The organism is Lysinibacillus parviboronicapiens, from assembly GCF_003049605.2.
In the GTDB taxonomy this organism is placed as follows: domain Bacteria; phylum Bacillota; class Bacilli; order Bacillales_A; family Planococcaceae; genus Lysinibacillus; species Lysinibacillus parviboronicapiens.
Window position 1 is genome coordinate 1,235,102 of the sequence record NZ_CP073713.1, and the last position, 24,958, is coordinate 1,260,059.

A 24,958-nucleotide genomic window follows, 5' to 3' on the forward strand; every position below is an offset into this window, starting at 1 on the left:
ACCTCTATAGGTGGTGAGATGAATGCTTGATTTAAGTTGCTTTTCAGCGGGTGTACAAACATCCGCTGAAATAAGTTAAAGCCTCCGGCGGATGTCACGGAAATCGGAAAGGAGTTCTTTGTGCAAGCACAAAGCCGATTCCGGACGCAATAATGTCGAGGCATTATTGATATGATAGGATTAAGCCTAAAATTCGCGACAATCCTGCGGGAAAGCGAGTCAAGCAAGTCACCACAGATTTAAAATATCTGTGAGGCTTGCGGATCGCCCGTGGAAGGGAGCGAATTTTTTTGCATCAAATTTTAATAAAATCCGCTACAGGGAAATACAGCAAGAGGCTTTGCAGACTGCCTCTTTTTTCAACTTCTTTCAGCAGAAGTCTCCCACCTCTATAGGTGGTTGAATGCGGATTTAAGTTGCTTTTCAGCGGGTGTACAAACATCCGCTGAAATAAGTTAAAGCCTCCGGCGGATGTCACGGAAATCGGAAAGGAGTTCTTTGTGCAAGCACAAAGCCGATTCCGGACGCAATAATGTCGAGGCATTATTGATTAAAGTAGAAAGTAGGTGTCAACCGATTGGAACAGCAACAAGAGGCAAGATTAAAACTCCAAATGCTCTTGCAGCAATTAGAGTTAACGGATGATGTGTATATGTCCTTTTTTGAAGAAGGGGAATTATCACGTTTAACCGTGCATAAAAAAAATAGGCTCTGGCATTTTACTATTAAATTACGCGGAATTTTGCCGTTTCCGTTATACCAGCTTTTTCACACACACTTAGCTGAAAAATTTGCAGCTATTGCTCAAATTAATACCACCTTCGAAACGCTAGAACAAAATGTAACAGAGGAACTAATTCAAGCGTATTGGTTAACGGTAGTAGAACAAATCGATGATATGGCACCAACATTGAAAAATTGTCTTGTATCGCAAATACCTATGTGGAACGGTCAAAAAATTACCTTATCCTGTATGCAGGAAATGGAATTCATGATGCTGAAAACGAAGTATGCAGAGAAATTATCAGCGAGCTATAGTCAATTTGGATTCCCACCGATAGCGATGGATTTCATGCTCCAAGATGAAACGGAAGAAATGCGAGCAGCACAGGAAGCCTTTATAGAGCAGAAGCGTTTAGAAGAAGCAGCAATGGCGCAACAAGCCGTGCAAGACTTCCAAAAGCGTGAGCAGGACAAGAAGGATAATCCAGCCTTGGCTGCTCTGGGGGATCGACCATTTCAGTTGGGTATGCACATTAAAGACGATGAAACCATGGAAATTAAACGCATTGTTGAGGAAGAACGCCGCGTGATCGTAGAAGGTTTTGTGTTCGATACAGAAATTAAAGAATTAAAAAGTGGCCGTTCGTTGTTGCAAATTAAAATTACCGACTATACGGATTCCATCATTGTGAAAATGTTCTCACGTGATAATGATGATGCAGAACTCATGCAACATTTGAAAAAGGGAATGTGGGTAAAAGTACGTGGCTCGGTACAAACCGATACGTTTATTCGTGATTTAATCATCATGGCAAATGATATTAACGAAATTAAAAAAGAAACACGCCAGGACAAGGCACCACAAAACGAAAAACGTGTGGAGTTACATTTGCATACGCCGATGAGTCAAATGGATGCGGTCACACCAGTAGAGAGATTGGTAGCACAAGCCGCTAAGTGGGGGCATCCTGCGATTGCTATTACTGACCATGCTGTTGTGCAATCTTTCCCAGATGCCTATGGTGCAGGGAAAAAACATGGCATTAAGGTTATTTACGGTTTGGAAGCAAATTTAGTAGATGACGGTGTACAAATTGCTTACGCCCCTGAGCATCGAGCGTTAGAAGATACAACCTATGTCGTCTTTGACGTCGAAACAACGGGTCTATCTACGGCATACGATACAATAATTGAGCTTGCAGCGGTAAAAATCAAAGGTGGACATGTAATTGACAAATACGAAAGCTTTGCGAATCCGCATCATGCACTTTCAGCAACCACTATTGAACTGACAGGTATCACCGATGATATGGTACGTAATGCGCCAGAAGTAGAGCAGGTCATCCGAGAGTTTCATGCATTTATAGGAGACGCAATCGTTGTGGCACATAATGCCTCTTTCGATATGGGCTTTTTATATACTGGATATAAGAAACATGGTCTAGCCGACACAGTTCATCCAGTAATTGATACGCTAGAGCTTGCACGTTTACTCCATCCAACGATGAAAAATCATCGCTTAAATACGCTTTGTAAAAAATTTGGGATTGAATTAACCCAGCATCACCGTGCCATTTATGATACAGAGGCAACAGGTTATTTACTATTGCATCTGTTAAAAGAAGCGGATGAACTAGATATCAAATATCATGATGATTTCAATAAGCATATCGGTGGTGGTGATGCGTATAAAAAAGCACGACCAATGCACTGTACAATATTAGCAGTAGATAATGATGGATTGAAAAATCTGTTTAAGATTGTGACACATGCCCATACAAAAACCTTTTACCGTGTACCACGTGTAACACGCGCAACGCTCGAACAGTATAGAGAGGGGCTTCTAATCGGTTCAGGCTGCAGTAATGGCGAATTATTTGAAACGATGATGAATAAATCGCCAGAGGAAGCCGAACAAGTTGCGAGATTTTACGATTATATTGAAGTGCAACCAAAAGCTGTCTATGCACCATTAATCGAACGTAATGTCGTAAGAGATGAGTGGACAATCGAGGACATTATCCGTAAGCTTGTAAAGCTCGGGAAGAAGCTTGATAAACCAGTTGTGGCAACGGGGAATGTTCATTACTTAGATCCGACAGATGCAATGTTTAGACAAATATTGATTGGTTCTCAAGGTGGCGCCAATATATTAAACAGATCGAAGTTACCAGAAGTACATTTTAGAACGACCGACGAAATGCTCCAAGAATTTGATTTTTTAGGTCCAGATATTGCAAAAGAAATCGTCGTCACAAATTCGCAAAAAATCGCAGCTATGATTGGTGATGTAAAACCGATTAAGGATGATCTATATACACCGAAAATTGAAGGCTCTGATGATGAAGTGACAAATTTAACGTACGAAATGGCTCATCGCATTTACGGTGAAGAGTTACCAGAAATCGTCAAGGCACGAATAGACAAGGAATTAAAGTCGATACTTGGACATGGTTTTGGGGTTATTTATTTAATCTCGGCCAAACTCGTGAAAAAATCATTAGCAGATGGCTACTTAGTAGGGTCACGTGGTTCGGTTGGTTCTTCCCTTGTCGCTACCTTTATGGAAATTACCGAAGTAAATCCGCTTCCACCTCACTACATTTGTCCAAATTGTAAGCATGTGGAGTTCTTTGATGATGGTTCGGTTAGCTCAGGCTATGACTTACCAAATAAGGACTGTACGGAATGTGGTACACCGTATAAAAAAGATGGGCAAGATATTCCATTCGAAACATTCTTAGGTTTCAAAGGGGATAAAGTGCCAGATATAGATTTGAACTTCTCAGGTGAATATCAACCGCAGGCACATAACTATACAAAGGAGTTGTTTGGTGAAGATTATGTCTTCCGGGCCGGTACAATCGGTACAGTTGCGGAGAAAACAGCATATGGCTACGTAAAAGGCTATGCAAATGATCATAATTTACATTTCCGTGGTGCTGAGGTAGATCGTTTAGTTCAAGGATGTACAGGCGTGAAACGTACGACAGGGCAACACCCAGGTGGTATTATCGTAGTACCAGATTATATGGATATTTATGATTTCTCACCAGTTCAGTTCCCTGCCGATGCACAGGATTCAGAGTGGCGTACAACACATTTTGACTTCCATTCCATACACGATAATATTTTAAAACTCGATATTCTTGGACACGATGATCCAACCGTAATTCGGATGTTGCAAGATTTATCGGGTATTGATCCAAAAACTATTCCGACAGATGATCCGATTGTTATGAAGATTTTTAGTTCGCCGGAGTCATTAGGTGTAACGGAAAAGCAAATTGGCTGTAAAACAGGTACACTAGGCATACCTGAGTTTGGAACGCGATTTGTGCGTCAAATGTTAGAAGATACAAAACCCTCTACATTCTCAGAGCTTGTACAAATCTCCGGACTTTCTCATGGCACGGATGTATGGCTTGGTAACGCACAGGAGCTCATCCAAAATGGTACATGTGTCCTTAAAGAAGTAATCGGCTGTCGTGATGACATTATGGTCTATTTAATTTACCAAGGACTTGAACCCTCATTGGCTTTCAAAATTATGGAGTCCGTTCGTAAAGGGAAAGGTTTATCCGACGAATTTGAAGCTGAAATGCTCGCAAATAAGGTACCAGGCTGGTACATCGACTCTTGTAAAAAAATCAAATACATGTTCCCGAAGGCCCATGCGGCTGCATATGTTTTAATGGCGGTACGTATAGCTTGGTTTAAGGTGCATTTTCCGATTCTCTATTATGCAGCGTACTTCACGGTGCGTGCAGATGATTTTGATTTAATTGCGATGACACAAGGTTCACAAATGATTCGTGCGAAAATTGATGAAATCAATATAAAGGGCTTAGATGCTTCAACGAAAGAGAAAAACCTACTAACGGTCATGGAACTCGCACTTGAAATGTGTGAACGCGGCATGAGTTTCAAAAAAGTTGACTTATATCGCTCACAAGCTAGTGAGTTTATTATTGATGGAAATTCCTTGATTCCACCGTTTGATGCGATTCCCGGACTTGGCACGAACGTAGCTAAAACAATTGTAGCTGCTCGTGAAGACGGAGAGTTTTTATCGAAGGAAGATTTACAGCAACGTGGTCGAGTGTCTAAAACGCTCATTGAGTATATGGATCAGTTAGGTTGCTTAGAAGGCATGCCAGACGCCAATCAGCTTTCATTATTTTAACTTCTTTCAGCAGAAGTCTCCCACCTCTATAGGTGGTGAGATGAATGCTTGATTTAAGTTGCTTTTCAGCGGGTGTACAAACATCCGCTGAAATAAGCTAAAGCCTCCGGCGGATGTCACGGAAATCGAAAAGGAGTTCTTTGTGCAAGCACAAAGCCGATTCCGGACGCAATAATGTCGAGGCATTATTGATCGATACGTTATTGTCCTAATTAAGGAAATTTGCAATGTGAAGTGAACTGTGCTATCCTTATGGTAATAATTTGTTGATAGTTTTCCAGCAAAAGAGTGGGTCCTTCCCGCTCTTTTCTGTTGTTATATTGTAGCAAAACAAATTTTTAGACTAACAGCAGGTAAGACCGTCAAATTTCACCAAAGCAAATGGTGGAATTTCTGTTTTATTACGCCAGAAATTGAAAGATGCAGGAGGAAACAATGAGCAAAGTACCATCTGTAATTGAAGAACTTGCCATTCCAATTGTTGAAGAGTTAAATCTTGAGTTAGTAGATATCGAGTTCGTAAAAGAAGGACGTAACTGGTTTTTACGTATTTATGTAGATACACCAGAGGGTGGAATCGACATTGACCAATGTGCTCAAGTTAGTGAACGACTTAGTTTACTGTTGGATGAAAAAGATCCGATTACACAAAACTATTATTTAGAAGTATCTTCACCAGGTGCAGAACGTCCATTGAAAAAAGATGCTGATTTTGAAAAAGCGATTGGTAAATTAATTTATGTAAAAACCTATGAGCCCATCAAGGACATGAAGGAATTCCAAGGCTACTTAACGTCATACGATAATCATACATTAGTGATGGAAGTACGTATTAAAACACGAAAAATTACAGTAACAATTGAACAGGAAAAAATCGCTTTGGCACGACTTGCCATCGATTTCTCAGCATAATGCATATTTAGGAGTGAAAACAAAATGAGTAGTGATTTGTTAGATGCGCTAACAGCGCTAGAAGAACAAAAAGGAATTTCAAGAGATGTGTTAATCGAAGCGATTGAAGCTGCATTAGTAACAGCATACAAGCGCAACTTTAACCAAGCTCAAAATGTCCGTGTAGATTTAAACTTAGATAAGGGCTCAATTCGTGTGTTTTCACGAAAAGATGTTGTCGAAGAAGTTGAGGACGATCGCTTAGAAATTTCATTAGAAGATGCCAAAGTCATCAATCCAGCCTATCAATTAGCGGATATCGTGGAGCAAGAAGTAACGCCTCGTAATTTTGGCCGTATCGCAGCACAAACTGCGAAACAAGTTGTTACACAACGTGTACGTGAGGCAGAGCGTGGCTTAATTTATGAGCAATATGTTGACCGCGAAGATGATATTGTAACTGGTGTTGTTGAACGTCTAGATGCACGTAATATTTATGTTGGTCTAGGTAAAGTCGAAGCAGCGTTACCACAAAACGAACAAATTCAAGGTGAAACGTATCATCCTCATGATCGTATCAAAGTATACATTACGAAAGTGGAACGTACGACGCGTGGCCCACAAGTCATTGTTTCGCGTACACATCCTGGCTTACTACGTCGCTTGTTTGAAATGGAAGTACCAGAAATTTATGAAGGTATTGTCGAAATCAAATCCATTGCACGTGAAGCCGGAGATCGTTCTAAAATCTCTGTCTATGCACATAATGAAGAAGTTGATCCGGTTGGTTCTTGTGTTGGTGCAAAAGGTGCGCGTGTACAAACGATTGTCAATGAATTAAACGGTGAGAAAATTGATATTGTTGAATGGTCAGAAGATCCTGTTGTATTTGTAGCGAATGCACTTAGCCCTTCAAAAGTATTAGATGTGCAAGTGAATGAGGAAGAAAAATCAACAACTGTTGTCGTACCAGACTACCAATTGTCATTAGCAATCGGTAAACGTGGTCAAAATGCTCGCTTAGCTGCAAAACTGACTGGTTGGAAAATTGATATTAAAAGTGAAACAGATGCACGTGAGTTAGGTATTTATCCATCTGCAACAAGTACTTTCGTACCGGCGGATGATGAAGAAAGCGACTACGAAGATGTAGCAGTTGACTTATATCAAGACGACGAAGAATAAGTAAGAAAGCCCGTGTGACTAGTCAACTGACTTAATTCAGTGGGCGGTTGGGCGCCGACTGAATTAAGTCAGAGTCTCCGGCTTGATGACATGGATTTGACATTGTCATGGTACAATGCCAAATCCGAATGCTACGCCGAAGCAGTTTTGATTATGGTTAGTCCACCTCTTACGAAGCTTCAGAGAGGAAGGTGATTCTTATGGCGGTTAATAAAAAAGTGCCTCTTCGAAAGTGTGTAGCCACTGGAGAAATGCTACCAAAAAAAGAAATGATTCGGGTTGTGCGTTCGAAGGAAGGCGAGGTAAGCGTTGATGTTTCGGGTAAAAAGCCTGGACGTGGCGCCTATGTTTCAAAGTCTGAACAGGCGATTGACATCGCACGCAAGAAAAATGTTTTAGGGCACCAACTTGATGTGAAAATTCCTGAAGAAGTCTACGAAGAACTACTAACGATCATTCGTAGGGAGTCAATACTATGACAAATCAAGCAGTGTTTAATTTGCTTGGCATCGCGGCAAGAGCCCGTAAAGTCATTTCAGGAGAAGAGTTAGTAGTAAAGGAAGTCCGCAATGGTAATGCTAAAATAGTACTGCTTGCAAACGATGCTTCTAAAAACTCTAGCAAAAAAATTCAAGATAAATGCACGTATTACAACGTTGAGTATCATGTAGTTGGCGATCGTTATGATCTAGGACATGCTACAGGTAAGGAAGCCCGAGTGGCTCTAGCTATTACCGATAAGGGTTTTGCAAGCAAATTGTCTAGTCTACTCAACGAAAAATAATCGGGGGTGAGCAGATGACCAAAATCAGAGTTCATGAATATGCGAAACAAGTGAATAAATCGAGTAAAGAGGTTATTGAAGCGCTAAATAAATTAAATGTGAGTGTAACCAATCATATGTCTATGTTGGAAAACGACACTGTGACGAAGTTAAACCAATCATTTAAACCAGCATCTGACAAAAAAGAGGCGAAACAACCTACTCAAAATGTATCACAACGATCACAAGCTAATGGGCAACAGAAACCACAACAATCGGTGAAAAAACAAGAGGGACAAAAGCAGCACTCTGCTACTTCTAAGCCGAGAACGAACAATCAGCAACAATCGTACCAAAACCAAAATTCGTCTAACGAAAAATCTAAGAATACTAAAGGTAATCAAAATCGAAATATGACACAAAATAATAATAATAACAATAATAATAATAACCGTAGAGGCGGAGGCTATAACCAACGTCCAAAACCAGGAATTCACGGTGGTAAACGCCGTCATCCAAAAACGCACCAACCTACATTACCAGTGAAACAAAAGGAATTACCAGAAAAAATTACATTTGTTGAATCTCTTTCTGTTGCAGAATTAGCAAAAAAACTACACCGTGAGCCATCTGAAATCATTAAAAAATTATTTATGCTGGGTGTAATGGCGACAATTAACCAAGAATTAGATAAGGATGCTATCGAGTTAATTTGTGCAGACTATGGTGTAGAAGTAGAAGAAGAAATCCGTGTAGATATTACGGATTTAGAAACACACTTCGAACAACCAGAAGAAGTAAATGAAGCAGTATTATCAGAACGTCCGCCTGTAGTAACGATTATGGGACACGTTGACCATGGTAAAACAACGTTACTGGATTCTATCCGTCACACTAAAGTTACAGCCGGAGAAGCGGGTGGTATTACGCAACATATCGGTGCGTACCAAGTAACAGAAGGCGATAAGAAAATTACATTCCTAGATACACCTGGACACGCTGCGTTCACAACAATGCGTGCACGTGGTGCGAAAGTAACGGACTTAACAATTTTAGTAGTAGCAGCGGATGATGGTGTAATGCCTCAAACTGTTGAAGCCATTAACCATGCAAAAGCGGCAGAAGTGCCAATTATTGTAGCGGTTAACAAAATGGATAAACCTTCTGCAAACCCTGATCGCGTTATGCAAGAATTAACGGAACATGGTTTAGTACCTGAAGCTTGGGGTGGCGAAACAATTTTCGTACCAATCTCGGCATTAAAAGGTGAAGGTATCGATACATTATTAGAAATGGTATTACTTGTAGCAGAAGTTGGCGAGTTAAAAGCAAATCCTGACCGTTTAGCACTTGGTACTGTTATTGAAGCACAGCTTGATAAAGGCCGTGGCTCAGTAGCAACACTTTTAGTACAAGATGGCACATTAAAAGTTGGAGATCCTATCGTAGTGGGCCATGCATATGGTCGTGTACGTGCAATGGTCAATGATAAAGGCCGTCGTGTGAAAGAAGCTGGTCCATCGACACCAGTAGAAATTACAGGTTTAAACGATGTGCCACAAGCCGGTGACCGCTTCGTTGTATTTGAAGACGAAAAAACGGCTCGCCAAGTTGGTGAAACACGCGCAATGACAGCGATTCAAGCACAACGTTCTGAAAAACAACGTGTCACACTGGATAACTTATTTGAACAAATGAGCCAAGGCGAAATGAAAGAACTTAACTTAATCGTGAAAGCTGACGTACAGGGTACTGTAGAAGCAATGGCTGCATCACTTATGAAAATTGATGTCGAAGGCGTTAACGTGAAAATTATCCACACTGGTGCTGGCGCTATTACTGAATCAGATATTTCTCTTGCAGCAGCATCAAATGCGATTGTTATCGGCTTCAATGTACGTCCGGATGTCAATGCAAAACGTGCAGCTGAAGAAGAAGGCGTAGATATTCGTCTACACCGTGTAATCTATAAAGTAATCGAAGAAATCGAGCAAGCGATGAAAGGTATGCTTGACCCAGAATTTGAAGAAAAAATTATTGGTCAAGCTGAAGTTCGTCAAACGATTAAAGTGTCAAAAGTTGGTACAATTGCTGGTTCTTACGTAACTGAAGGTAAAGTTACTCGTGATTCTGGCGTTCGTGTCATCCGTGACAATGTCGTGATTTTTGAAGGTGAATTAGATACATTAAAACGTTTCAAAGACGAAGTAAAAGAAGTTGCAAGAGGTTACGAATGTGGTATTACAATTACAAACTTCAATGATATTAAAGAAGGCGACATTATTGAAGCTTACATTATGGAAGAGATTAAACGTCCATAATGATTGTCTATGCAGAGGTTGAATTCATCATTCAAACTGCCCATTCGTTAAAGGAAAAACGCGCTGTCTTACAGCGAATGATTACTCGCACAAAGCAGAAATTTAATGTTTCCATTGCGGAAATTGACCATCAAAATGTGTGGCAACGGACAAAATTAGCGCTTGTTGCTGTTTCTTCCTCGAAAGATGCAGCTGAGCGTGAAATCAATCATGCACTCCACTATTTGCAGTCAAATCCGTCATGGGAGCAGTTAAATGTGTGGCGAGACTATTTATAAGTAGGGAAGGGTATTAGTGCTTGTTTATACATGACAAAGCATATTGCTGTTTTCAGCTATGTCATTTTCCATGTACAACAATTGCTTGAAGGATTCAAACGTGTGACGTTCCACTATGTTTTACAGTCGGTATGTGTCAGCAGGAATCGACCATAAGCAAGTAGTGCAAATATCTGGACATCGAAATTGAGGTGACGAACTATGTCTCTACGCTCAAATCGTGTTGCTGAGCAAATGAAAAAAGAACTTGGTGAAATTCTTGGCCGTAAAATCAAAGATCCACGTGTTGGATTCGTAACTGTTACCGGTGTTGAAGTAACAGGTGATTTACAACAAGCAACAATTTATATAACTTCGCTAGGCAATGATCGAGAACGAGAGGAAACACTAAAAGCATTAGTAAAAGCTTCGGGCTTCATTCGTTCTGAAATCGGTTCACGTATCCGTTTACGACGTACACCTGAGTTAATCTTTGAATTTGATTCATCGATTGAATATGGGAATCGAATTGATTCATTACTACGTGATTTACACAAAGAATAACAAAAGTGTTTAAGTGCCGATTTATCCCAATAAGCATGGAAAGACCGAAGTGAAAGTGCGTATTTATACTTTCATTCAGGATTGAAACGACTTTAAGGGAATGACGCTTAGGCCTAAACAAGAATAGAAAAAAAGTCTGCCACATGCATGTCTATGCAGGCAGGCTTTTTTCTATATGGCAGTACAAATACGCCAAGGTTAATTTTAGGGGGATTTATATGAACGGTATTTTACCGCTTTGGAAGGAACGCGGCATGACGAGCCATGATTGCGTCTTTAAATTACGAAAAATATTGCGTACAAAAAAGGTCGGCCATACAGGTACTCTAGATCCTGGTGTGGAGGGTGTCCTGCCTATTTGCATTGGACAAGCAACTCGTATTGCAGAATATTTAACAGATACGGGCAAGACGTATGAAGCAGTTATTTCCATTGGTCGGACAACTACAACAGAGGATGCAGAAGGCGAAACAGTTGAGGAAGATAGCACAAATAAGTCTTTTACACGTGCTAAAGTGCTTGAAGTATTAGCATCCCTGACAGGCCTTATTACTCAAACACCACCAATGTTTTCGGCAGTTAAAGTGAATGGCAAACGCTTATATGAATATGCACGTAAAGGAGAAACTATCGAAAGACCAAGCCGCCAGGTGACAATTTATGAATTACAGTTACTAGATGATGTCGAGGTTTATGAAGGACAAGAAATTACTTTCCCTATCCGTATAGCATGTAGCAAGGGCACGTATATACGCACATTAGCGGTTCAAATTGGCGAGGCACTTGGATATCCAGCACATATGAAAGAACTGGTCCGTACGGCGTCAGGTACATTTACTCAAGAGCATTGTTATACATTGGCACAAGTTGCGGAGCTAATGGAAGTAGAGCAAGTAAATACATGTATTCTACCAGTTGAGTATGCTTTATCAGATTACCCGTACATTGAGATAACGCCTGCTATTGAAAAAGAAATTTTCAATGGACAAGTGCTTCCGGCAGATGCATTATTAAAGATACATGATAAAATTGTGTTTGGAATTAATGGGAAAGCATTTGCGGTATATCAAGCTCATCCGACGAAGGAAGGGTTTATGAAGCCACATAAAATGTTCCCGACGATAGAGTAGGAGGATTTTTTGTATGGAGGTCATTCATTTAAAATACCCACATCAATTGCAACAACGAGAAAGTATGCAACCGTATTCTTTGGCCATTGGATTCTTTGATGGCGTGCATATAGGACATCAGGCAGTTATTGAAGCAGCAAAGAAAGAAGGGAACAAGCGACAAATTCCAACCGCCGTTATGACATTTGATCCACATCCTTCGTTGGTGCTAGGTGGACGTAATGAAAAGGTATTTTACATTACATTACTGCAACAGAAATTACAGTTATTTAAAGAACAAGGCGTTGATAAAGTTTTCGTCGTGCATTTTACATCTGATTTTGCCAAGCTCTCACCAGCTGATTTTGTCGATACTTTTATCCGTTCATTGAATATTCAGCATGTGACAGCAGGTTTTGATTTTTCATTTGGTGCATTTGGCAAAGGCACTATGGAAGATATGCGCACATTAAGCAATGGCGATTATGGCGTGACAGTTGTTGAGAAGAAGGCAGATGAGCTTGAAAAAATTAGCTCCACTCGTATTCGGAAGCTATTGCAAGAGGGCGATATGGAGGCTGCACGTATGCTATTAGGACGTCCTTTCGAGGTAACAGGTATGGTTGTACACGGAGATAAGCGTGGACGTACAATTGGCTTCCCTACAGCGAATGTCCAAGCATTAGAGGGTGCCTATATTCCAGCAAGTGGTGTATATGCTGTACGCCTCCTTGTACAAAATAAATGGTATGATGGTGTATGCAATGTAGGCTATAAACCAACGTTCAAGGATCCGAATGACAAGCAATTATCTATCGAGGTACATATTTTAAACTTCGAAAAAAATATATATGGTGAAGAAGTACATGTCACTTGGTATAAACGGATTCGAAGCGAGCGAAAATTCGATGGCATAGAAGCGTTGAAAACACAAATCGAAAAAGACAAACAAGAAACGATTCAATATTTTGAGGCTCTGCGTTAATGCTTGCTTGGTCCTTTGTTTTATGGTAACATTCATAATGCATAAAGTGCTTAACCTTAGCTCGGTACATCGATGACTCCAACGTTTACTGTGCTAATGGGGATTAACAATTATTTAGGAGGTCAATAAAAATGGCTATTACACAAGAACGTAAAAACGAAATCATTGCTGAGTACCGTACACACGAAAGTGATACTGGTTCTCCAGAAGTACAAGTTGCAGTTTTAACAGCGGAAATCAACGCTTTAAACACGCACTTACGTACACACAAAAAAGATTTCCACTCTGAGCGTGGTCTTCTTAAAATGGTAGGTCGTCGTCGTCACTTACTTAAATACCTTCGTGAAACTGACGTTCAACGTTACCGTGAACTAATCAATCGTTTAGGCTTACGTCGCTAATTGACAATCGAAAAGCGGGATTATTCCCGCTTTTTCTTTATGTTTTAAAACTTTATAGCAACCTAAAATAAAGCCACTTAAACCAAAAAGAAATAAATCCTAAATAAATTGGCAATAACTAAATTTAAATGTATGATTATTTAATGAAATATTTAGCATAGAACAAGCATTTTTGGTACACTTACTATTAGTACATACAGACGAGTAAGTGTTTTTATAATAGAGAGGGGTTCATTGAATGAACGAAAAGAAAGTCTATTCCTACGAATGGGCTGGCCGTCCACTTATTATTGAAGTAGGACAGTTAGCTAAACAAGCAAATGGAGCTGCATTAGTGCGCTATGGAGATACTTCTGTTTTAGCAACCGCAACAATGTCAAAATCACCAAAACCACTAGATTTCTTCCCATTAACAGTAAACTATGAAGAACGTTTATATGCAGCAGGTAAAATTCCTGGTGGCTTTATTAAACGTGAAGGCCGTCCTTCTGAGAATGCGATTTTAACGAGCCGTTTAATTGACCGTCCAATTCGTCCAATGTTCCCAGATGGTTTCCGTAATGAAGTACAAGTGATTTCAATGGTAATGTCTAATGATCCAGATTGTACGGCAGAAATGGCTGCAATGATTGGTTCATCTTTAGCATTATCGATTTCGGATATTCCGTTTGACGGACCAATCGCAGGCGTTCAAGTTGGTTATATCGACGGTGAATTCATCGTGAACCCAACTGTTGAACAATCGAAATATTCAACTGTACACTTAACAGTGGCAGGTAACAAGGACGCTATCAACATGGTTGAAGCAGGTGCTCTAGAAGTGCCTGAAGAAATTATGCTTGAGGCAATTATGTTTGGTCATGATGAAATTAAAAAAATTATCGCCTTCCAAGAGCAAATCGTAGCTGAGGTTGGTAAAGAGAAAAAAGAAATTACTTTATTCGAAATAGACGAAGCGATTCAAGCAGATATTAAAGCAGCTTGTGAAACTGAGATGCATAATGCCATTCAAACTGCTGAAAAGCATGCGCGAGATGAAGCGATTCAAGCAGTGAAAGAACGTATTGTTGCTTCATATGAAGAGCAAGAAGCAGATGACACAACAATGAAACAAGTGTATACAATTTTAGATAAAATGGTGAAAGACGAAGTACGTCGCCAAATTACTGAAGATAAAATCCGTCCTGATGGTCGTAAGCTAGATGAGATTCGTCCACTTTCTTCTGAAACAGGTTTACTACAGCGTACACACGGTTCAGCATTATTTACACGTGGACAAACACAAGCCCTTTCTATTTGTACACTAGGTGCACTGGGTGATGTGCAAATTATCGACGGTTTAGGCGTTGAAGAGTCAAAACGTTTTATGCATCATTATAACTTCCCACAATTCTCAGTTGGGGAAACTGGCCCAATTCGTGGACCAGGCCGTCGTGAAATTGGTCATGGTGCGTTAGGTGAACGTGCACTGGATGCAGTAATTCCTGATGAAGCTGCCTTCCCATACACAATCCGTTGTGTATCTGAGGTTCTTGAATCAAACGGTTCAACATCTCAAGCATCTATTTGTGCTTCAACATTAGCGATGATGGATGCTGGTGTACCATTAAAAGCACCAGTTGCTGGTATTGCAATGGGTCTAATTAAAAAAGACGAGCATTATTCAATCCTAACAGACATTCAAGGGATGGAAGATCATCTTGGAGACATGGACTTTAAAGTAGCAGGTACTGCAAAAGGTGTAACAGCTCTTCAAATGGATATTAAAATTGATGGCTTATCACGTAACATTTTGGAAGAAGCATTAACACAGGCTAAAATCGGTCGTATGCACATTCTAGAATCAATGCTTGCAACACTTGCAGAGCCACGTGAAAAGTTATCTACGTACGCACCAAAAATCGTCATTGTGAAAATCAATCCTGATAAAATCCGTGATGTTATCGGGCCTGGTGGTAAACAAATCAATAAAATCATTGAAGAAACTGGCGTGAAAATTGATACAGAACAAGATGGTACAATTTACATCTCTTCTGCGGATGAAGACATGAATGCGCGTGCAAAACAAATTATCGAAGACATCGTACGTGAAGCAAAAGTAGGCGAGTACTACTTATCTACAGTAAAACGTATCGAAAAATTCGGGGCATTCTGTGAAATCTTCTCTGGTAAAGATGGCTTATTACACATCTCAGAGATTCAAGAAGAACGCACAAAACAAGTAGAAGACGTCCTCAAACTTGGCGATCAATTACTTGTAAAAGTAATTGAAATCGACAAGCAAGGTCGTGTGAACTTATCTCGTAAAGTGGTTGTACAAGAAGAAAAAGAACGCGCTGAACAAGATAAATAAAAAAGTTAAAGGCTGCGTGTGATGCGCAGCCTTTTTTGAGATAAAGAAACAGGGTAACATCAACATATTGCTAATGGAGGAGATTATTTGGTACAAGTACATACATGTCAAAATGGTGTTCGTATTGTATCGGAGCAAATTGACCATGTGCGCTCAGTCGCACTTGGAATATTTGTAGATGCTGGCTCACGCTATGAGTTGCCAGAGGAGAACGGTATTACACATTTTATCGAGCATATGTTATTTAAAGGAACAAAAACGCGTTCAGCACGTCAAATTGCGGAAGAGTTTGATCGTATCGGTGGAGAGTTAAATGCCTTCACATCCAAGGAAAATACATGCTACTATGCAAAAGTGTTGGATCACCATGCGGAACTTGCCATGACAATATTAGCGGATATGTTCTTTAATTCTACATTTACAAAGGAAGAATTAGAGAAGGAACGTCAGGTGGTTCTAGAAGAAATTTTAATGAGTGAAGATGCTCCTGATGACGATGTCCATGAAAAGCTATGGCAAGTCATGTATCCAAATGATGCCCTTGGTCGCTCTATTTTAGGGACTGCAGCAACATTACAAACATTTACAGCTGAGATGATTCGCAACTATATGGCTAAACATTATGGACCGGAATCTGTCGTTATTTCACTTGCAGGAAATATCTCAGCGGAACTTTTGACAACTATTGAGAATTTATTTGGGCATTATCAGGCATCCTCTCTAGCTATAGCACCAACTCTGACAAAGCCTCAGTTTCAAGCTGGCGAAATTGTAAAAGCACGTGATACGGAGCAGGCACATTTAGCGCTGTCTTATCCAGCGATTGGTGTAAAAGATCCAGATATGTATAGCTTTATTGCACTCAATAACATTATTGGTGGTAATATGAGTTCACGCCTTTTTCAAGAGGTGCGTGAAGAACGTGGCTTGGCTTATACAATTTTCTCTTATCAATCCTGTTATGCAGACGTTGGAGCATTTACGATTTACGGTAGTACAAGTCGCCAGCAATTGCCCCAGCTTCAACATACGATAGATGCCACAATGCTTGATATCCTAGCAGGTGGTGTAACAGAGGAAGAACTAGATAATGCAAAAGAACAGCTAAAAGGTAGTTTTGTATTAGGTCTAGAAGGGACTGGGGCACGTATGAACCGCAACGGTACAAGTGAACTAGTACATCGAAGACATCGTTCAGTAGATGAGGTTTTAGCTTCTATTGATGCAGTATCAATGGCATCAGTAGATCGCTTAATAGCAAAAATATTAAAAGCAGAGCCTGCGATTTCCATAATTGGCCCTGATTTATAACTAAAAAAGAATCATTCACGAAAGTGAATGATTCTTTTTTAGTACCTATGAAAAACACATTCTCAATTAACTATTGATATTCTCAATAAACTTTGATAGCATAAATGATATTGAAAATCATTATCATTTAATAGGAGGATATTTATAAATGAAGAAGTTTGTTTGTGTAAGTTTGATAGCGCTATCATTAGCACTTTTTGGGTGTGCAGAACAACAACAAAAAGTAAAGAGGGAAGATTCAGTTGAAGTAGAGACACAGGAACAAAAAGCTGGTACATCAGCTGTAAAAGCGGATGTATTTGAAGATGGTGTCGATGAAGGGAAGTTCCAACAATTATTAGCGTCGTTCCCAGCAACGGTACCAGATAAAATGGCAACGACGTCTGTTCCTTTAACAGAGATGCTTCACTTATTGGATATTGTTCCTGTAGGAGTGCCTACTTCTACGAATCCAATTCCAGCGGATTTCGATGCGGTGACACGTATCGGTTCACCAATGGCCCCAGACTTAGAGGTCATTTCGAGTTTGCAAACAAAATTAATTATTGGTGCATCCTCGTTACAAGATTCACTGGATAAAGCACTACAAGGCATGAATTTACAAGCTGCATATTTACCGACAGATTCGTTTGAAGATTTAAAGCTGAGCTTCAAGGTGTTAGGTACATATTTTGGCAAAGAAGAAAAAATGAATGAAGTACTAAAAAATATTATAGAAAAGGAACAAGAATTAGCGAAGCTAGCACAAGGCAAAGAACTGCCATCGGTTATGTTAGTGATTGGAACATCAGATGACTTTATGGTGATGAACGATAAATCATATTTAGGAAGTTTAGTTCAACAGCTAGGTGCAAATAATATTGCGAAATCAGTTTTAAAAACGGAATCCACATACTCTGCCATTAACCTTGAAGAAATTGTTGTCGCTGATCCAGATATGATTTTCGTATTGGCCTCAGGAGATCATGGAGCAAATGAAGATAAGTTCAAACAGGAAGTTGCCAAAAATAGTGCATGGACACAATTATCAGCCTATAAAAACGATAAAATTTATATGCTAGATTACAGTATTTTCGGTGTAACATCAATTACAAATGTTGATACAGCATTAACAACAATTGCTGATTATTTCCTTGAATAGCGTGAGGTGCTTCACATGATTCGAACAACGAGAAGTCGCACAATTGTTATTTTAACATTTGCACTGACACTCATTGCTGCAATTGTGGCAATAGGGCTAGGCAGTGTGCATATTGCCGTTCCAGATATTTTAAAGACGATTTTTAATGGACGTGAAGAAGGAGTCTTTACGACTATTATTTGGGATATTCGTCTGCCACGAGTTTTATTGGCGCTAATTATTGGCGCTAATATTGCCATTTCAGGTGCTTTACTACAAGCAGTGATGGGCAATCCGCTTGCAGATCCTGGATTGACAGGTGTAACCAGTGGTGCAGCAGCATTTGTGTTGCTCATTATGTTGGCGAACCCTGAATACACGCATCTAATACCCATTGCTGCATTTGTCGGGGGATTACTTGCTGCAACAATTGTCTATGCACTTGCTTGGCGGCGGACTGGCATAACGCCGATAACGATTATTTTATCGGGGGTTGCCGTCAATGCCCTATGCGGAGGGGTAATTGGTTTCCTTTCTATTTTATATAGTGATCGTTTACCATCAGCAGTGCAATGGCTGAATGGTAGTTTAGCTGCCAAAGGTCACGCATCATTGCAAATGATTTATGTGTACGCTATCATTGGCTGGATATTATCGATATTCGCAATCCGTAAGGCAAATATTATTCGTTTAGGCGATCAAGTCGCTGTAAATTTAGGTGAGAATGTCACACGTATTCGAATTCTGTTATCCATTTTAGCAGTTTTTTTAGCAGCCATTTCAGTGGCAGCAATTGGCATGATTGGTTTTGTCGGTTTAATTGTCCCGCATATGGCACGATTACTTGTCGGTTCGGACTATAAATATATGTTGCCGATGAGTATGGCAATGGGGGCTATTGTATTACTGCTTGCTGATACGGGTGGTCGGACGCTATTTGCGCCACTGGATATTCCGGCGGGTATTTTAATGGCGGTTATCGGTGGTCCCTACTTTCTATACTTAATGCGAAAGAGGGCGTTTTAATGTTAAAAATTGAGCAGCTTGCAGTTTGCTATGAGCACAAAGAAGTTATCCATGATTTTTCATTTAATGTCAAAAAGGGAGAGGTGTTATCCATCATCGGGCCAAATGGCTCCGGAAAGTCTACGATTTTAAAAGCAGTGTCGCGAATGTTACCCTATAGTGCAGGGACGATTACGTTTGACGGAGAAAATATGCGCCAATTGTCATCAAAGGAAATTGCCAAGAAAATGTGTGTATTAAGTCAGCGTAACCAAGCCCCTGCGGATATAACAGTACGTAATTTAGTATGTTATGGACGTTATCCACATAAAAAATGGTTTGAACGCTTAGATGATGAAGACTATGCGATTGTAGATTGGGCACTGGAGAAAACACAGCTCACCCATTACAAAGCTCAATCCATTGCCGCATTATCAGGCGGGGAATCACAACGTGCGTGGATTGCAATGGCACTGGCACAAAGACCACAAATTTTATTATTAGATGAGCCGACAACCTATTTAGATATTGCCCATCAGCATGAGGTGCTCGAGCTAGTACGTGAGTTGAACCGAGATATGGGGATGACTGTCGTTATGGTACTCCATGATTTGAATCAGGCTTCGAGCTATAGTGACCGAATCGTTGTTGTAAAAGATGGCTATCGTGCCCAAATGGGTACACCTGACGATGTCATGACAGAACAAATGATTCAGACCATTTATAAAATGGAGGCAGAAATTCAACATGTTGAATGGGATTCAGCCCCACGTATTCAATTAAAAAATACAATTAAATGTTAGGGGAGGCTATATCATGAAAAAAACAATAGATATTGAAAAAATTAAACAAGACTATGAAGTGTTTATTCAAGGGAAAAAAAGTTGTGTATTAAGTCTGATAAACGCTGAAGGAAAGCCATTTAGTAGCACGACACCTTTTGTTCGTGTAAATCGTAAGTTTTATATTTATATTAGTCGAATTGCAGAGCATTTCCAGCTGCTAGAGCAAGCACAATTTGTTGATGTATTATGTGTAGCAGATGAAGCAATAACATCTAATAGCTTTGCTGCCGAGCGCGCACGCTGGCAATGTACGCCTAAGCATTTAGGCAGTGATGGGCATGAGGAAGTGTTTGCTATATTTGATAAGGTACATAGCGCACCCATGATGAAGCTGCTACGTACTCTTGATTTTTCTTTGTTTGAACTTACACCAATAGAAGGCCGTTATGTTATAGGTTTTGGTAAAGCATTTGATATCGATATAGTTAATGATACCTTAATACATGTAGTTGTTGATAAGTAAGCATTTGTCAGTTTCATCTTTTTGGTTAACTGATGACAACAGGTTTCGGGAATGCCACCATTCTCGAAACCTTTCTGTAGTTCTTCATGCAAAACGAACGTTAATTTATAGAAACCGTATATTATCGCAAATAAATAAAAATAGTAAAGTAGTCGTTTTTATCAAAAAATCTCCTTTGCTACAAATAGAGTGAGACATTTACGAAAAACAAAAATGCTAATCATAGTGCTGATAATGGTTGGAACAAGGAGCACTAATAAATTTCCTGCCACTAATGATAAATAATAATGGATAGGATAGTTAATTAGAAAAATAAGAAAAATGGCCGTAAACATCCTTAAATTTTTCATGCTCTTTGTATCTTGCACGTGTTGTATGTAAAATTGTATACAGATAAGTAAAATCGCACAACTAATATTTGCGAAATACAAAGCGAAATGCTCTGAAAAACTACTGTATTCATCCGTACGCATAAAATAAAAAGGTGCAGAAACGATGAAAAGACATAAAATTTGACAATAGCAAAATAGAAAATCAGTTGTTAACTGTGTTTTCCTTGCTAATGGTAGGCTATTGACGAATAGCTCCCAGTTTGCCCTCTTGTCTTGCTCATAAAAACTACTGACAATATTAACTGAAAAAATAACGATGAAAAACAACATTGAAAAACTATCAAAATACCGTATACTGATGAAGTTAAAAACAATACAAACAATCAATACGCTAACTATCGAGAATTTTTGCATCGAAATTCTATGCCAAAGTAAAGCTTTCATTCTTGTATAACCTCCTAAAAATCCTTACGTTTATAAATACCAGTTGATATTAGAGAAGACAGCCATAAGATAAAAAGCCCAACGAAAGGTGCAAAGTAGCTGAAATCTTGTAATTTTGATAATGTCACTAAAAAATTAGAAACATATTGATCTAATACACCTATTAAAAAACTCGGTATGAAGCATAGAGCAATAAGCACGATTCTTCCTTTGATAGAGCCGAATTTAATATATATAGGTAGCAACATTGCCAACATACAGAAGGCGGCAGTCACGATTAGGCAGAAAGTCAGAAAAAAATTAGTAGTTTCTATGTGATTTGTGAAGCGATTTATAAGTAAGACAAAAGGTAACGCAAACCCAAGACCAATGATTATTAACATGATACTTAGTATATATTTACTGAGCACTATATCGCTCTTTGAAATTGGAAGAGTATTTGCATATTTATCCCAGTTGCATAGTTCATCATACGTGAGAGCAGTTATTGCTTGAATGGTGACGATAAATACAATAAAGAAAAGAAGTATTGTGCTCTGTTGCATGAAAACCGACATTATCACAATGATGATGAGAAAAATAGCCTGTGATTTCAATTGACGCTGAATGGTCATAAAGTCTTTCATGATAAGAGCAGTCATCACACAACATTACCTTTCACGTAAAATAGCATTATTTCCTCAATAGTTGGCTTTTCTAGAGGAAATACCTCATTTATATTGTTTCTACGGACAAGCACCTCAACACCAAAAATGCCATAGCGCTTCCCAATAATAGCGTGCTCAGGCAATTCGCTTACTTCCTCTTTACTCCCTTTGAAAATGCCATATTCATAAAGCATCACATCCTTACTTTCACTAAATAAAATTTCCCCATTATGAATACATGTAATATAATCCGCAATCTTTTCTAAATCACTCGTAATATGTGAAGAAAATAAAATACTATGTCTTTCATCCTGCATAAACGCTAAAAATAAGTCGAGAATTTCGTCACGAATAATAGGATCAAGCCCACTTGTTGGTTCATCCAAAATCAACAACTTTGGATGATGGGAAAGTGCTAGTGTAATTGACAGCTTCATCCTCATTCCTCGGGATAGCTCTTTTACTCTTTTTTGCACGGGTACTTTAAATTGTGCCAGCCGCTCAAAATAATAGTGTGAATCCCACGATATAAATACCTTCTTCATAAATTTGTCGAGTTGCGTCGCATTTAGCGTCTCAGGTACATGCAAATCGTCAAAAACGACACCGATGTCGTTTTTTATCGCAATTTCATGTTCGACAGCATCCTTACCAAATAGCAAAATTTCGCCATATTCTTTTTTCAGTAAATTTAATATGCATTTAATTGTTGTTGACTTGCCTGCACCATTTTCTCCAACAAAGCCCATGACTGTTCCTTGGGGTACTGAAAAACTCACATCCTTTAGTGAAAAGCCAACAAAACTTTTATGTAAATCATGAATTTCAATGGCATTCATTTAATTGTCCTCCTCTAAGATTAGCGATAATAGCTCTTGTAATTCCTCTTTTGTAAGTCCGGCTGTCTTTGCTGTCTTTACTGCCTTGTGTAAATGTTCTTCGATTTGACGAAGTAACTCCTCGCGTAGAAAATCCTGATTACGCTCCGTAACAAAGCTACCTTTTCCGGCGACCGTTTCAATAAAACCATCTCGCTCTAAATCAGCATAAGCCCGCTTCGTAGTCATGACGCTAATTTTTAACTCCTTGGCAAGCATACGAATAGAAGGTAATGCATCACCGGCCTGCAATTTATTGGCCAAAATTGCTTCTTTTAATTGCATCGTAATTTGCTCGTAAATGGGTTTGTCGCTCGCATTACTTAAATGAATATGCACTTTTTTCACCTCACAGATTGAAATGGCCTAGGTGTAATAATGGTTTGCCATTGTGCTTTGGTAATAAAATAATAACTGTATATACACACCATATACAGTTAGGGCGAAAAATGCAACCCAGAAGTACTCTTAATGATGGGCACGAATTGCAAAAACTCGGCATATATTGGGATAACGGCTCAAGGAGGGAGATGAGGCATGCTACTATCAGAAATGGTGGATAAAGAGTTAATTCAGGTTGAAGGTGGGGTACATTTTGGCATACTAGCACATACAGAATGCCTATTAGATGTACAAACTGGAAAGATTCATGGCTTTGAGATTATTAAAGATAAGATGCCATTCCAAAAAAAGAAAGTAAAAGTTAGTGAAATGATTCCATGGCATGAAATTATACTAATAGGCGAAGATCGTATTTTATTTAACAAAACAACGACAGTACAGTCAGAATTTTTACAGTGAGGTGAGCTTTTGGAAAATGAAAAATGGCTCGTGATTGGGGAAGACTCAAGATTAAAGGAATTAGCAACAATGTTGAGGAGTCCATCGCGTACAGTATTTTATAAAAGAACAACCGTCTGGAATGAAGAGTTAAATAAATTGGTTTTAGAGTTCCAACCCAATAAGATTGTGCTACCCATTCTGCCATTAAAGATTGAAGTTGAACAATTATATGGCACATCTCAAGTTAAGTTTTATACGGGGCGCCTGACGATGCATTGGAAGCAATTGCTTGAAAAAAATGAAACGAATTGCTATTTGCAGCAAGAGTCTTTTATTTGGCAAAATGCTCGTTTAACAGCGGAGGGATTTATCGCCACGTTTTACGGTCTAGAGCAAAAATGTATTTACGGACAAAACTTTACTATCGCAGGTTTTGGTCGCATAGCCAAAATGCTCGCGTCTTTACTCGTTAAGATGGGGGCTAATGTGCACATAGTTGCAAGGTCGGTAGTGCAAGTCAGTGAAGCCAAGGCATATGGTTATAAAGCGACAAATTTAGATGATCGTAAATGGTCGATCCATGATGGCATTTTCATTAATACAATTCCAGCCAAGTGGATTACAGAGTCATTCCAAGATTATGTACCGGCAGTGTTATATGATTTAGCTTCTGAACCAGGATGCTTAGATATAGATGCTGACCAGTTACAAACGTATGTACTATTGCCATCATTACCTGGGAAATACTTTGCACATGATGCGGCAGAAATATTGTGCAAGGCAATAGAGGAGGAAGAAAATTGCTAACGGGGAAACGAATTGGTTTAGGTATTACGGCTTCACATTGTACGTATGAAGATGTTGTGCCTAAAATTCAAAACTTTATCGATGTAGGGGCAACGGTGATTCCTATTATTACCCACTCCGTTTTACATGCAGCTACACGCTTTGGCACTGGGGAGGAATGGATTGCAAAAATCGAGGATTTGACAGGAGAAAAAGTTATTTCTTCTATTAAAGAAGCGGAACCGTTTGGACCGTCAAATCCATTGGATGCAATGGTTATAGCTCCAATGACAGGTAATAGTATTAGTAAATTTGCAAATGCAGCCACAGACAGCCCAGTGTTGATGGCAGCAAAAGCAACTTTGCGCAATGGTTCACCTGTTGTACTAGGCATCTCGACTAATGATGCCCTTGGTTTAAATGGCATGAATATTATGAAACTACTCAATGCTAAAAATATATACTTTATTCCATTTGGTCAGGATTCTCCACATGGCAAACCGAACTCATTAATTGCTGATTTTGATCAAATGGTTGACACCGTACATGCAGCAATTACGCAGAAAATGCAATTACAACCATTGTTGATACAATATTTCAAATAAA

Annotated in this window: 24 protein-coding genes; 20 read left to right on the forward strand and 4 right to left on the reverse strand. The window is 39.3% G+C overall.

The genetic code is table 11. The features are described from left to right. The first annotated feature begins 577 nt into the window (after positions 1-577). The 17 genes from C9J31_RS05800 (at position 578) to C9J31_RS05880 (ending at position 20,482) form a co-directional block, all read left to right on the forward strand. Entirely contained in the window at positions 578-4,909 is a 4,332-nt protein-coding gene (locus tag C9J31_RS05800) for a PolC-type DNA polymerase III (protein ID WP_107947794.1), read from the forward strand. A 435-nt stretch (positions 4,910-5,344) separates the two neighbouring features. Then, a complete protein-coding gene (gene rimP / locus C9J31_RS05805; RefSeq protein WP_107923051.1) occupies positions 5,345-5,821 on the forward strand; it encodes a ribosome maturation factor RimP in 477 nt (158 codons plus the stop codon). Positions 5,822-5,845: 24 nt separating this feature from the next. After that, positions 5,846-6,985, forward strand: coding sequence for a transcription termination factor NusA (gene nusA / locus C9J31_RS05810; protein WP_054767143.1), 1,140 nt, complete (start codon positions 5,846-5,848; stop codon positions 6,983-6,985). Between the two features lie 200 nt (positions 6,986-7,185). After that, complete coding sequence (gene rnpM / locus C9J31_RS05815) at positions 7,186-7,464, forward strand: RNase P modulator RnpM (protein ID WP_107923050.1); 279 nt, start codon at positions 7,186-7,188, stop codon at positions 7,462-7,464. Continuing rightward, positions 7,461-7,769: a YlxQ family RNA-binding protein gene (locus C9J31_RS05820; protein ID WP_010858484.1), complete on the forward strand. Its 309-nt coding sequence runs from the start codon at positions 7,461-7,463 to the stop codon at positions 7,767-7,769. The genes rnpM and C9J31_RS05820 overlap by 4 nt, the downstream gene beginning before the upstream one ends. Positions 7,770-7,783: 14 nt before the next feature. Continuing rightward, positions 7,784-10,069, forward strand: coding sequence for a translation initiation factor IF-2 (gene infB / locus C9J31_RS05825; protein WP_107947796.1), 2,286 nt, complete (start codon positions 7,784-7,786; stop codon positions 10,067-10,069). Further along, a complete protein-coding gene (locus C9J31_RS05830) occupies positions 10,069-10,347 on the forward strand; it encodes a DUF503 domain-containing protein (protein ID WP_010858486.1) in 279 nt (92 codons plus the stop codon). Before infB ends, C9J31_RS05830 begins: the two co-directional genes overlap by 1 nt. 201 nt (positions 10,348-10,548) lie before the next feature. Then, complete coding sequence (gene rbfA, locus C9J31_RS05835; RefSeq protein ID WP_107923048.1) at positions 10,549-10,890, forward strand: 30S ribosome-binding factor RbfA; 342 nt, start codon at positions 10,549-10,551, stop codon at positions 10,888-10,890. A 218-nt stretch (positions 10,891-11,108) separates the two neighbouring features. After that, the gene (gene truB / locus C9J31_RS05840) at positions 11,109-12,020 is read left to right on the forward strand and encodes a tRNA pseudouridine(55) synthase TruB (RefSeq protein ID WP_107923047.1); all 912 of its coding nucleotides are present in this window, start codon (positions 11,109-11,111) and stop codon (positions 12,018-12,020) included. 13 nt (positions 12,021-12,033) lie between these two features. Further along, on the forward strand, positions 12,034-12,984 hold the full coding sequence (gene ribF / locus C9J31_RS05845; protein WP_107947798.1) for a riboflavin biosynthesis protein RibF: 951 nt from the start codon (positions 12,034-12,036) through the stop codon (positions 12,982-12,984). Positions 12,985-13,115: 131 nt separating this feature from the next. Beyond that, on the forward strand, positions 13,116-13,385 hold the full coding sequence (gene rpsO / locus C9J31_RS05850) for a 30S ribosomal protein S15 (RefSeq protein ID WP_010858490.1): 270 nt from the start codon (positions 13,116-13,118) through the stop codon (positions 13,383-13,385). Positions 13,386-13,623: 238 nt separating this feature from the next. After that, on the forward strand, positions 13,624-15,738 hold the full coding sequence (gene pnp, locus C9J31_RS05855; RefSeq protein ID WP_107947800.1) for a polyribonucleotide nucleotidyltransferase: 2,115 nt from the start codon (positions 13,624-13,626) through the stop codon (positions 15,736-15,738). Positions 15,739-15,825: 87 nt separating this feature from the next. After that, the gene (locus C9J31_RS05860) at positions 15,826-17,049 is read left to right on the forward strand and encodes a M16 family metallopeptidase (protein WP_107947802.1); all 1,224 of its coding nucleotides are present in this window, start codon (positions 15,826-15,828) and stop codon (positions 17,047-17,049) included. A gap of 148 nt (positions 17,050-17,197) precedes the next feature. Beyond that, the gene (locus C9J31_RS05865) at positions 17,198-18,190 is read left to right on the forward strand and encodes an ABC transporter substrate-binding protein (RefSeq protein WP_107947804.1); all 993 of its coding nucleotides are present in this window, start codon (positions 17,198-17,200) and stop codon (positions 18,188-18,190) included. A gap of 15 nt (positions 18,191-18,205) precedes the next feature. Further along, on the forward strand, positions 18,206-19,195 hold the full coding sequence (locus C9J31_RS05870) for a FecCD family ABC transporter permease (RefSeq protein ID WP_107923043.1): 990 nt from the start codon (positions 18,206-18,208) through the stop codon (positions 19,193-19,195). Next, positions 19,195-19,977: an ABC transporter ATP-binding protein gene (locus tag C9J31_RS05875; RefSeq protein ID WP_107947806.1), complete on the forward strand. Its 783-nt coding sequence runs from the start codon at positions 19,195-19,197 to the stop codon at positions 19,975-19,977. Before C9J31_RS05870 ends, C9J31_RS05875 begins: the two co-directional genes overlap by 1 nt. Before the next feature lie 13 nt (positions 19,978-19,990). Further along, positions 19,991-20,482 carry a pyridoxamine 5'-phosphate oxidase family protein gene (locus tag C9J31_RS05880; protein WP_107947808.1) on the forward strand — a complete coding sequence of 164 codons (492 nt, stop codon included), beginning with the start codon at positions 19,991-19,993 and terminating at the stop codon, positions 20,480-20,482. A gap of 161 nt (positions 20,483-20,643) precedes the next feature. On the opposite strand, the gene C9J31_RS05885 is transcribed toward C9J31_RS05880, so the two are convergent. The 4 genes from C9J31_RS05885 to C9J31_RS05900 are packed head-to-tail and all read right to left on the reverse strand — an operon-like array spanning position 20,644 to position 23,122. Further along, complete coding sequence (locus C9J31_RS05885) at positions 20,644-21,258, reverse strand: ABC-2 transporter permease (RefSeq protein ID WP_107947810.1); 615 nt, start codon at positions 21,256-21,258, stop codon at positions 20,644-20,646. Positions 21,259-21,272: 14 nt separating this feature from the next. Beyond that, a complete protein-coding gene (locus C9J31_RS05890) occupies positions 21,273-21,899 on the reverse strand; it encodes an ABC-2 transporter permease (protein WP_107947812.1) in 627 nt (208 codons plus the stop codon). Continuing rightward, positions 21,899-22,744, reverse strand: a complete 846-nt coding sequence (locus C9J31_RS05895; RefSeq protein ID WP_107947814.1) for an ABC transporter ATP-binding protein — start codon at positions 22,742-22,744, stop codon at positions 21,899-21,901. Before C9J31_RS05895 ends, C9J31_RS05890 begins: the two co-directional genes overlap by 1 nt. Continuing rightward, positions 22,745-23,122: a GntR family transcriptional regulator gene (locus tag C9J31_RS05900; protein WP_054767149.1), complete on the reverse strand. Its 378-nt coding sequence runs from the start codon at positions 23,120-23,122 to the stop codon at positions 22,745-22,747. A 198-nt stretch (positions 23,123-23,320) separates the two neighbouring features. On the opposite strand from C9J31_RS05900, the gene C9J31_RS05905 reads away from it, so the two are divergent. Genes C9J31_RS05905 through C9J31_RS05915 form a run of 3 tightly spaced genes read left to right on the forward strand, consistent with a single transcriptional unit; the run spans position 23,321 to position 24,957 of the window. Then, the gene (locus tag C9J31_RS05905; RefSeq protein WP_010858502.1) at positions 23,321-23,584 is read left to right on the forward strand and encodes a YlmC/YmxH family sporulation protein; all 264 of its coding nucleotides are present in this window, start codon (positions 23,321-23,323) and stop codon (positions 23,582-23,584) included. Between the two features lie 9 nt (positions 23,585-23,593). Continuing rightward, on the forward strand, positions 23,594-24,373 hold the full coding sequence (locus C9J31_RS05910) for a dipicolinate synthase (RefSeq protein ID WP_107947816.1): 780 nt from the start codon (positions 23,594-23,596) through the stop codon (positions 24,371-24,373). Beyond that, positions 24,367-24,957, forward strand: a complete 591-nt coding sequence (locus tag C9J31_RS05915; RefSeq protein ID WP_107923037.1) for a dipicolinate synthase subunit B — start codon at positions 24,367-24,369, stop codon at positions 24,955-24,957. The genes C9J31_RS05910 and C9J31_RS05915 overlap by 7 nt, the downstream gene beginning before the upstream one ends. The last annotated feature ends 1 nt before the right edge of the window (position 24,958 follow it).

Excerpts from the sequence above, each read along its gene's own strand:
- rimP (WP_107923051.1), top strand. The coding sequence starts at position 5,345 with ATGAGCAAAGTACCATCTGTAATTGAAGAACTTGCCATTCCAATTGTT.
- nusA (WP_054767143.1), top strand. The coding sequence starts at position 5,846 with ATGAGTAGTGATTTGTTAGATGCGCTAACAGCGCTAGAAGAACAAAAA.
- rnpM (WP_107923050.1), top strand. The coding sequence starts at position 7,186 with ATGGCGGTTAATAAAAAAGTGCCTCTTCGAAAGTGTGTAGCCACTGGA.
- C9J31_RS05820 (WP_010858484.1), top strand. The coding sequence starts at position 7,461 with ATGACAAATCAAGCAGTGTTTAATTTGCTTGGCATCGCGGCAAGAGCC.
- infB (WP_107947796.1), top strand. The coding sequence starts at position 7,784 with ATGACCAAAATCAGAGTTCATGAATATGCGAAACAAGTGAATAAATCG.
- C9J31_RS05830 (WP_010858486.1), top strand. The coding sequence starts at position 10,069 with ATGATTGTCTATGCAGAGGTTGAATTCATCATTCAAACTGCCCATTCG.
- rbfA (WP_107923048.1), top strand. The coding sequence starts at position 10,549 with ATGTCTCTACGCTCAAATCGTGTTGCTGAGCAAATGAAAAAAGAACTT.
- truB (WP_107923047.1), top strand. The coding sequence starts at position 11,109 with ATGAACGGTATTTTACCGCTTTGGAAGGAACGCGGCATGACGAGCCAT.
- ribF (WP_107947798.1), top strand. The coding sequence starts at position 12,034 with ATGGAGGTCATTCATTTAAAATACCCACATCAATTGCAACAACGAGAA.
- rpsO (WP_010858490.1), top strand. The coding sequence starts at position 13,116 with ATGGCTATTACACAAGAACGTAAAAACGAAATCATTGCTGAGTACCGT.
- pnp (WP_107947800.1), top strand. The coding sequence starts at position 13,624 with ATGAACGAAAAGAAAGTCTATTCCTACGAATGGGCTGGCCGTCCACTT.
- C9J31_RS05865 (WP_107947804.1), top strand. The coding sequence starts at position 17,198 with ATGAAGAAGTTTGTTTGTGTAAGTTTGATAGCGCTATCATTAGCACTT.
- C9J31_RS05870 (WP_107923043.1), top strand. The coding sequence starts at position 18,206 with ATGATTCGAACAACGAGAAGTCGCACAATTGTTATTTTAACATTTGCA.
- C9J31_RS05875 (WP_107947806.1), top strand. The coding sequence starts at position 19,195 with ATGTTAAAAATTGAGCAGCTTGCAGTTTGCTATGAGCACAAAGAAGTT.
- C9J31_RS05880 (WP_107947808.1), top strand. The coding sequence starts at position 19,991 with ATGAAAAAAACAATAGATATTGAAAAAATTAAACAAGACTATGAAGTG.
- C9J31_RS05885 (WP_107947810.1), bottom strand. The coding sequence starts at position 21,258 with ATGAAAGCTTTACTTTGGCATAGAATTTCGATGCAAAAATTCTCGATA.
- C9J31_RS05890 (WP_107947812.1), bottom strand. The coding sequence starts at position 21,899 with ATGACTGCTCTTATCATGAAAGACTTTATGACCATTCAGCGTCAATTG.
- C9J31_RS05895 (WP_107947814.1), bottom strand. The coding sequence starts at position 22,744 with ATGAATGCCATTGAAATTCATGATTTACATAAAAGTTTTGTTGGCTTT.
- C9J31_RS05905 (WP_010858502.1), top strand. The coding sequence starts at position 23,321 with ATGCTACTATCAGAAATGGTGGATAAAGAGTTAATTCAGGTTGAAGGT.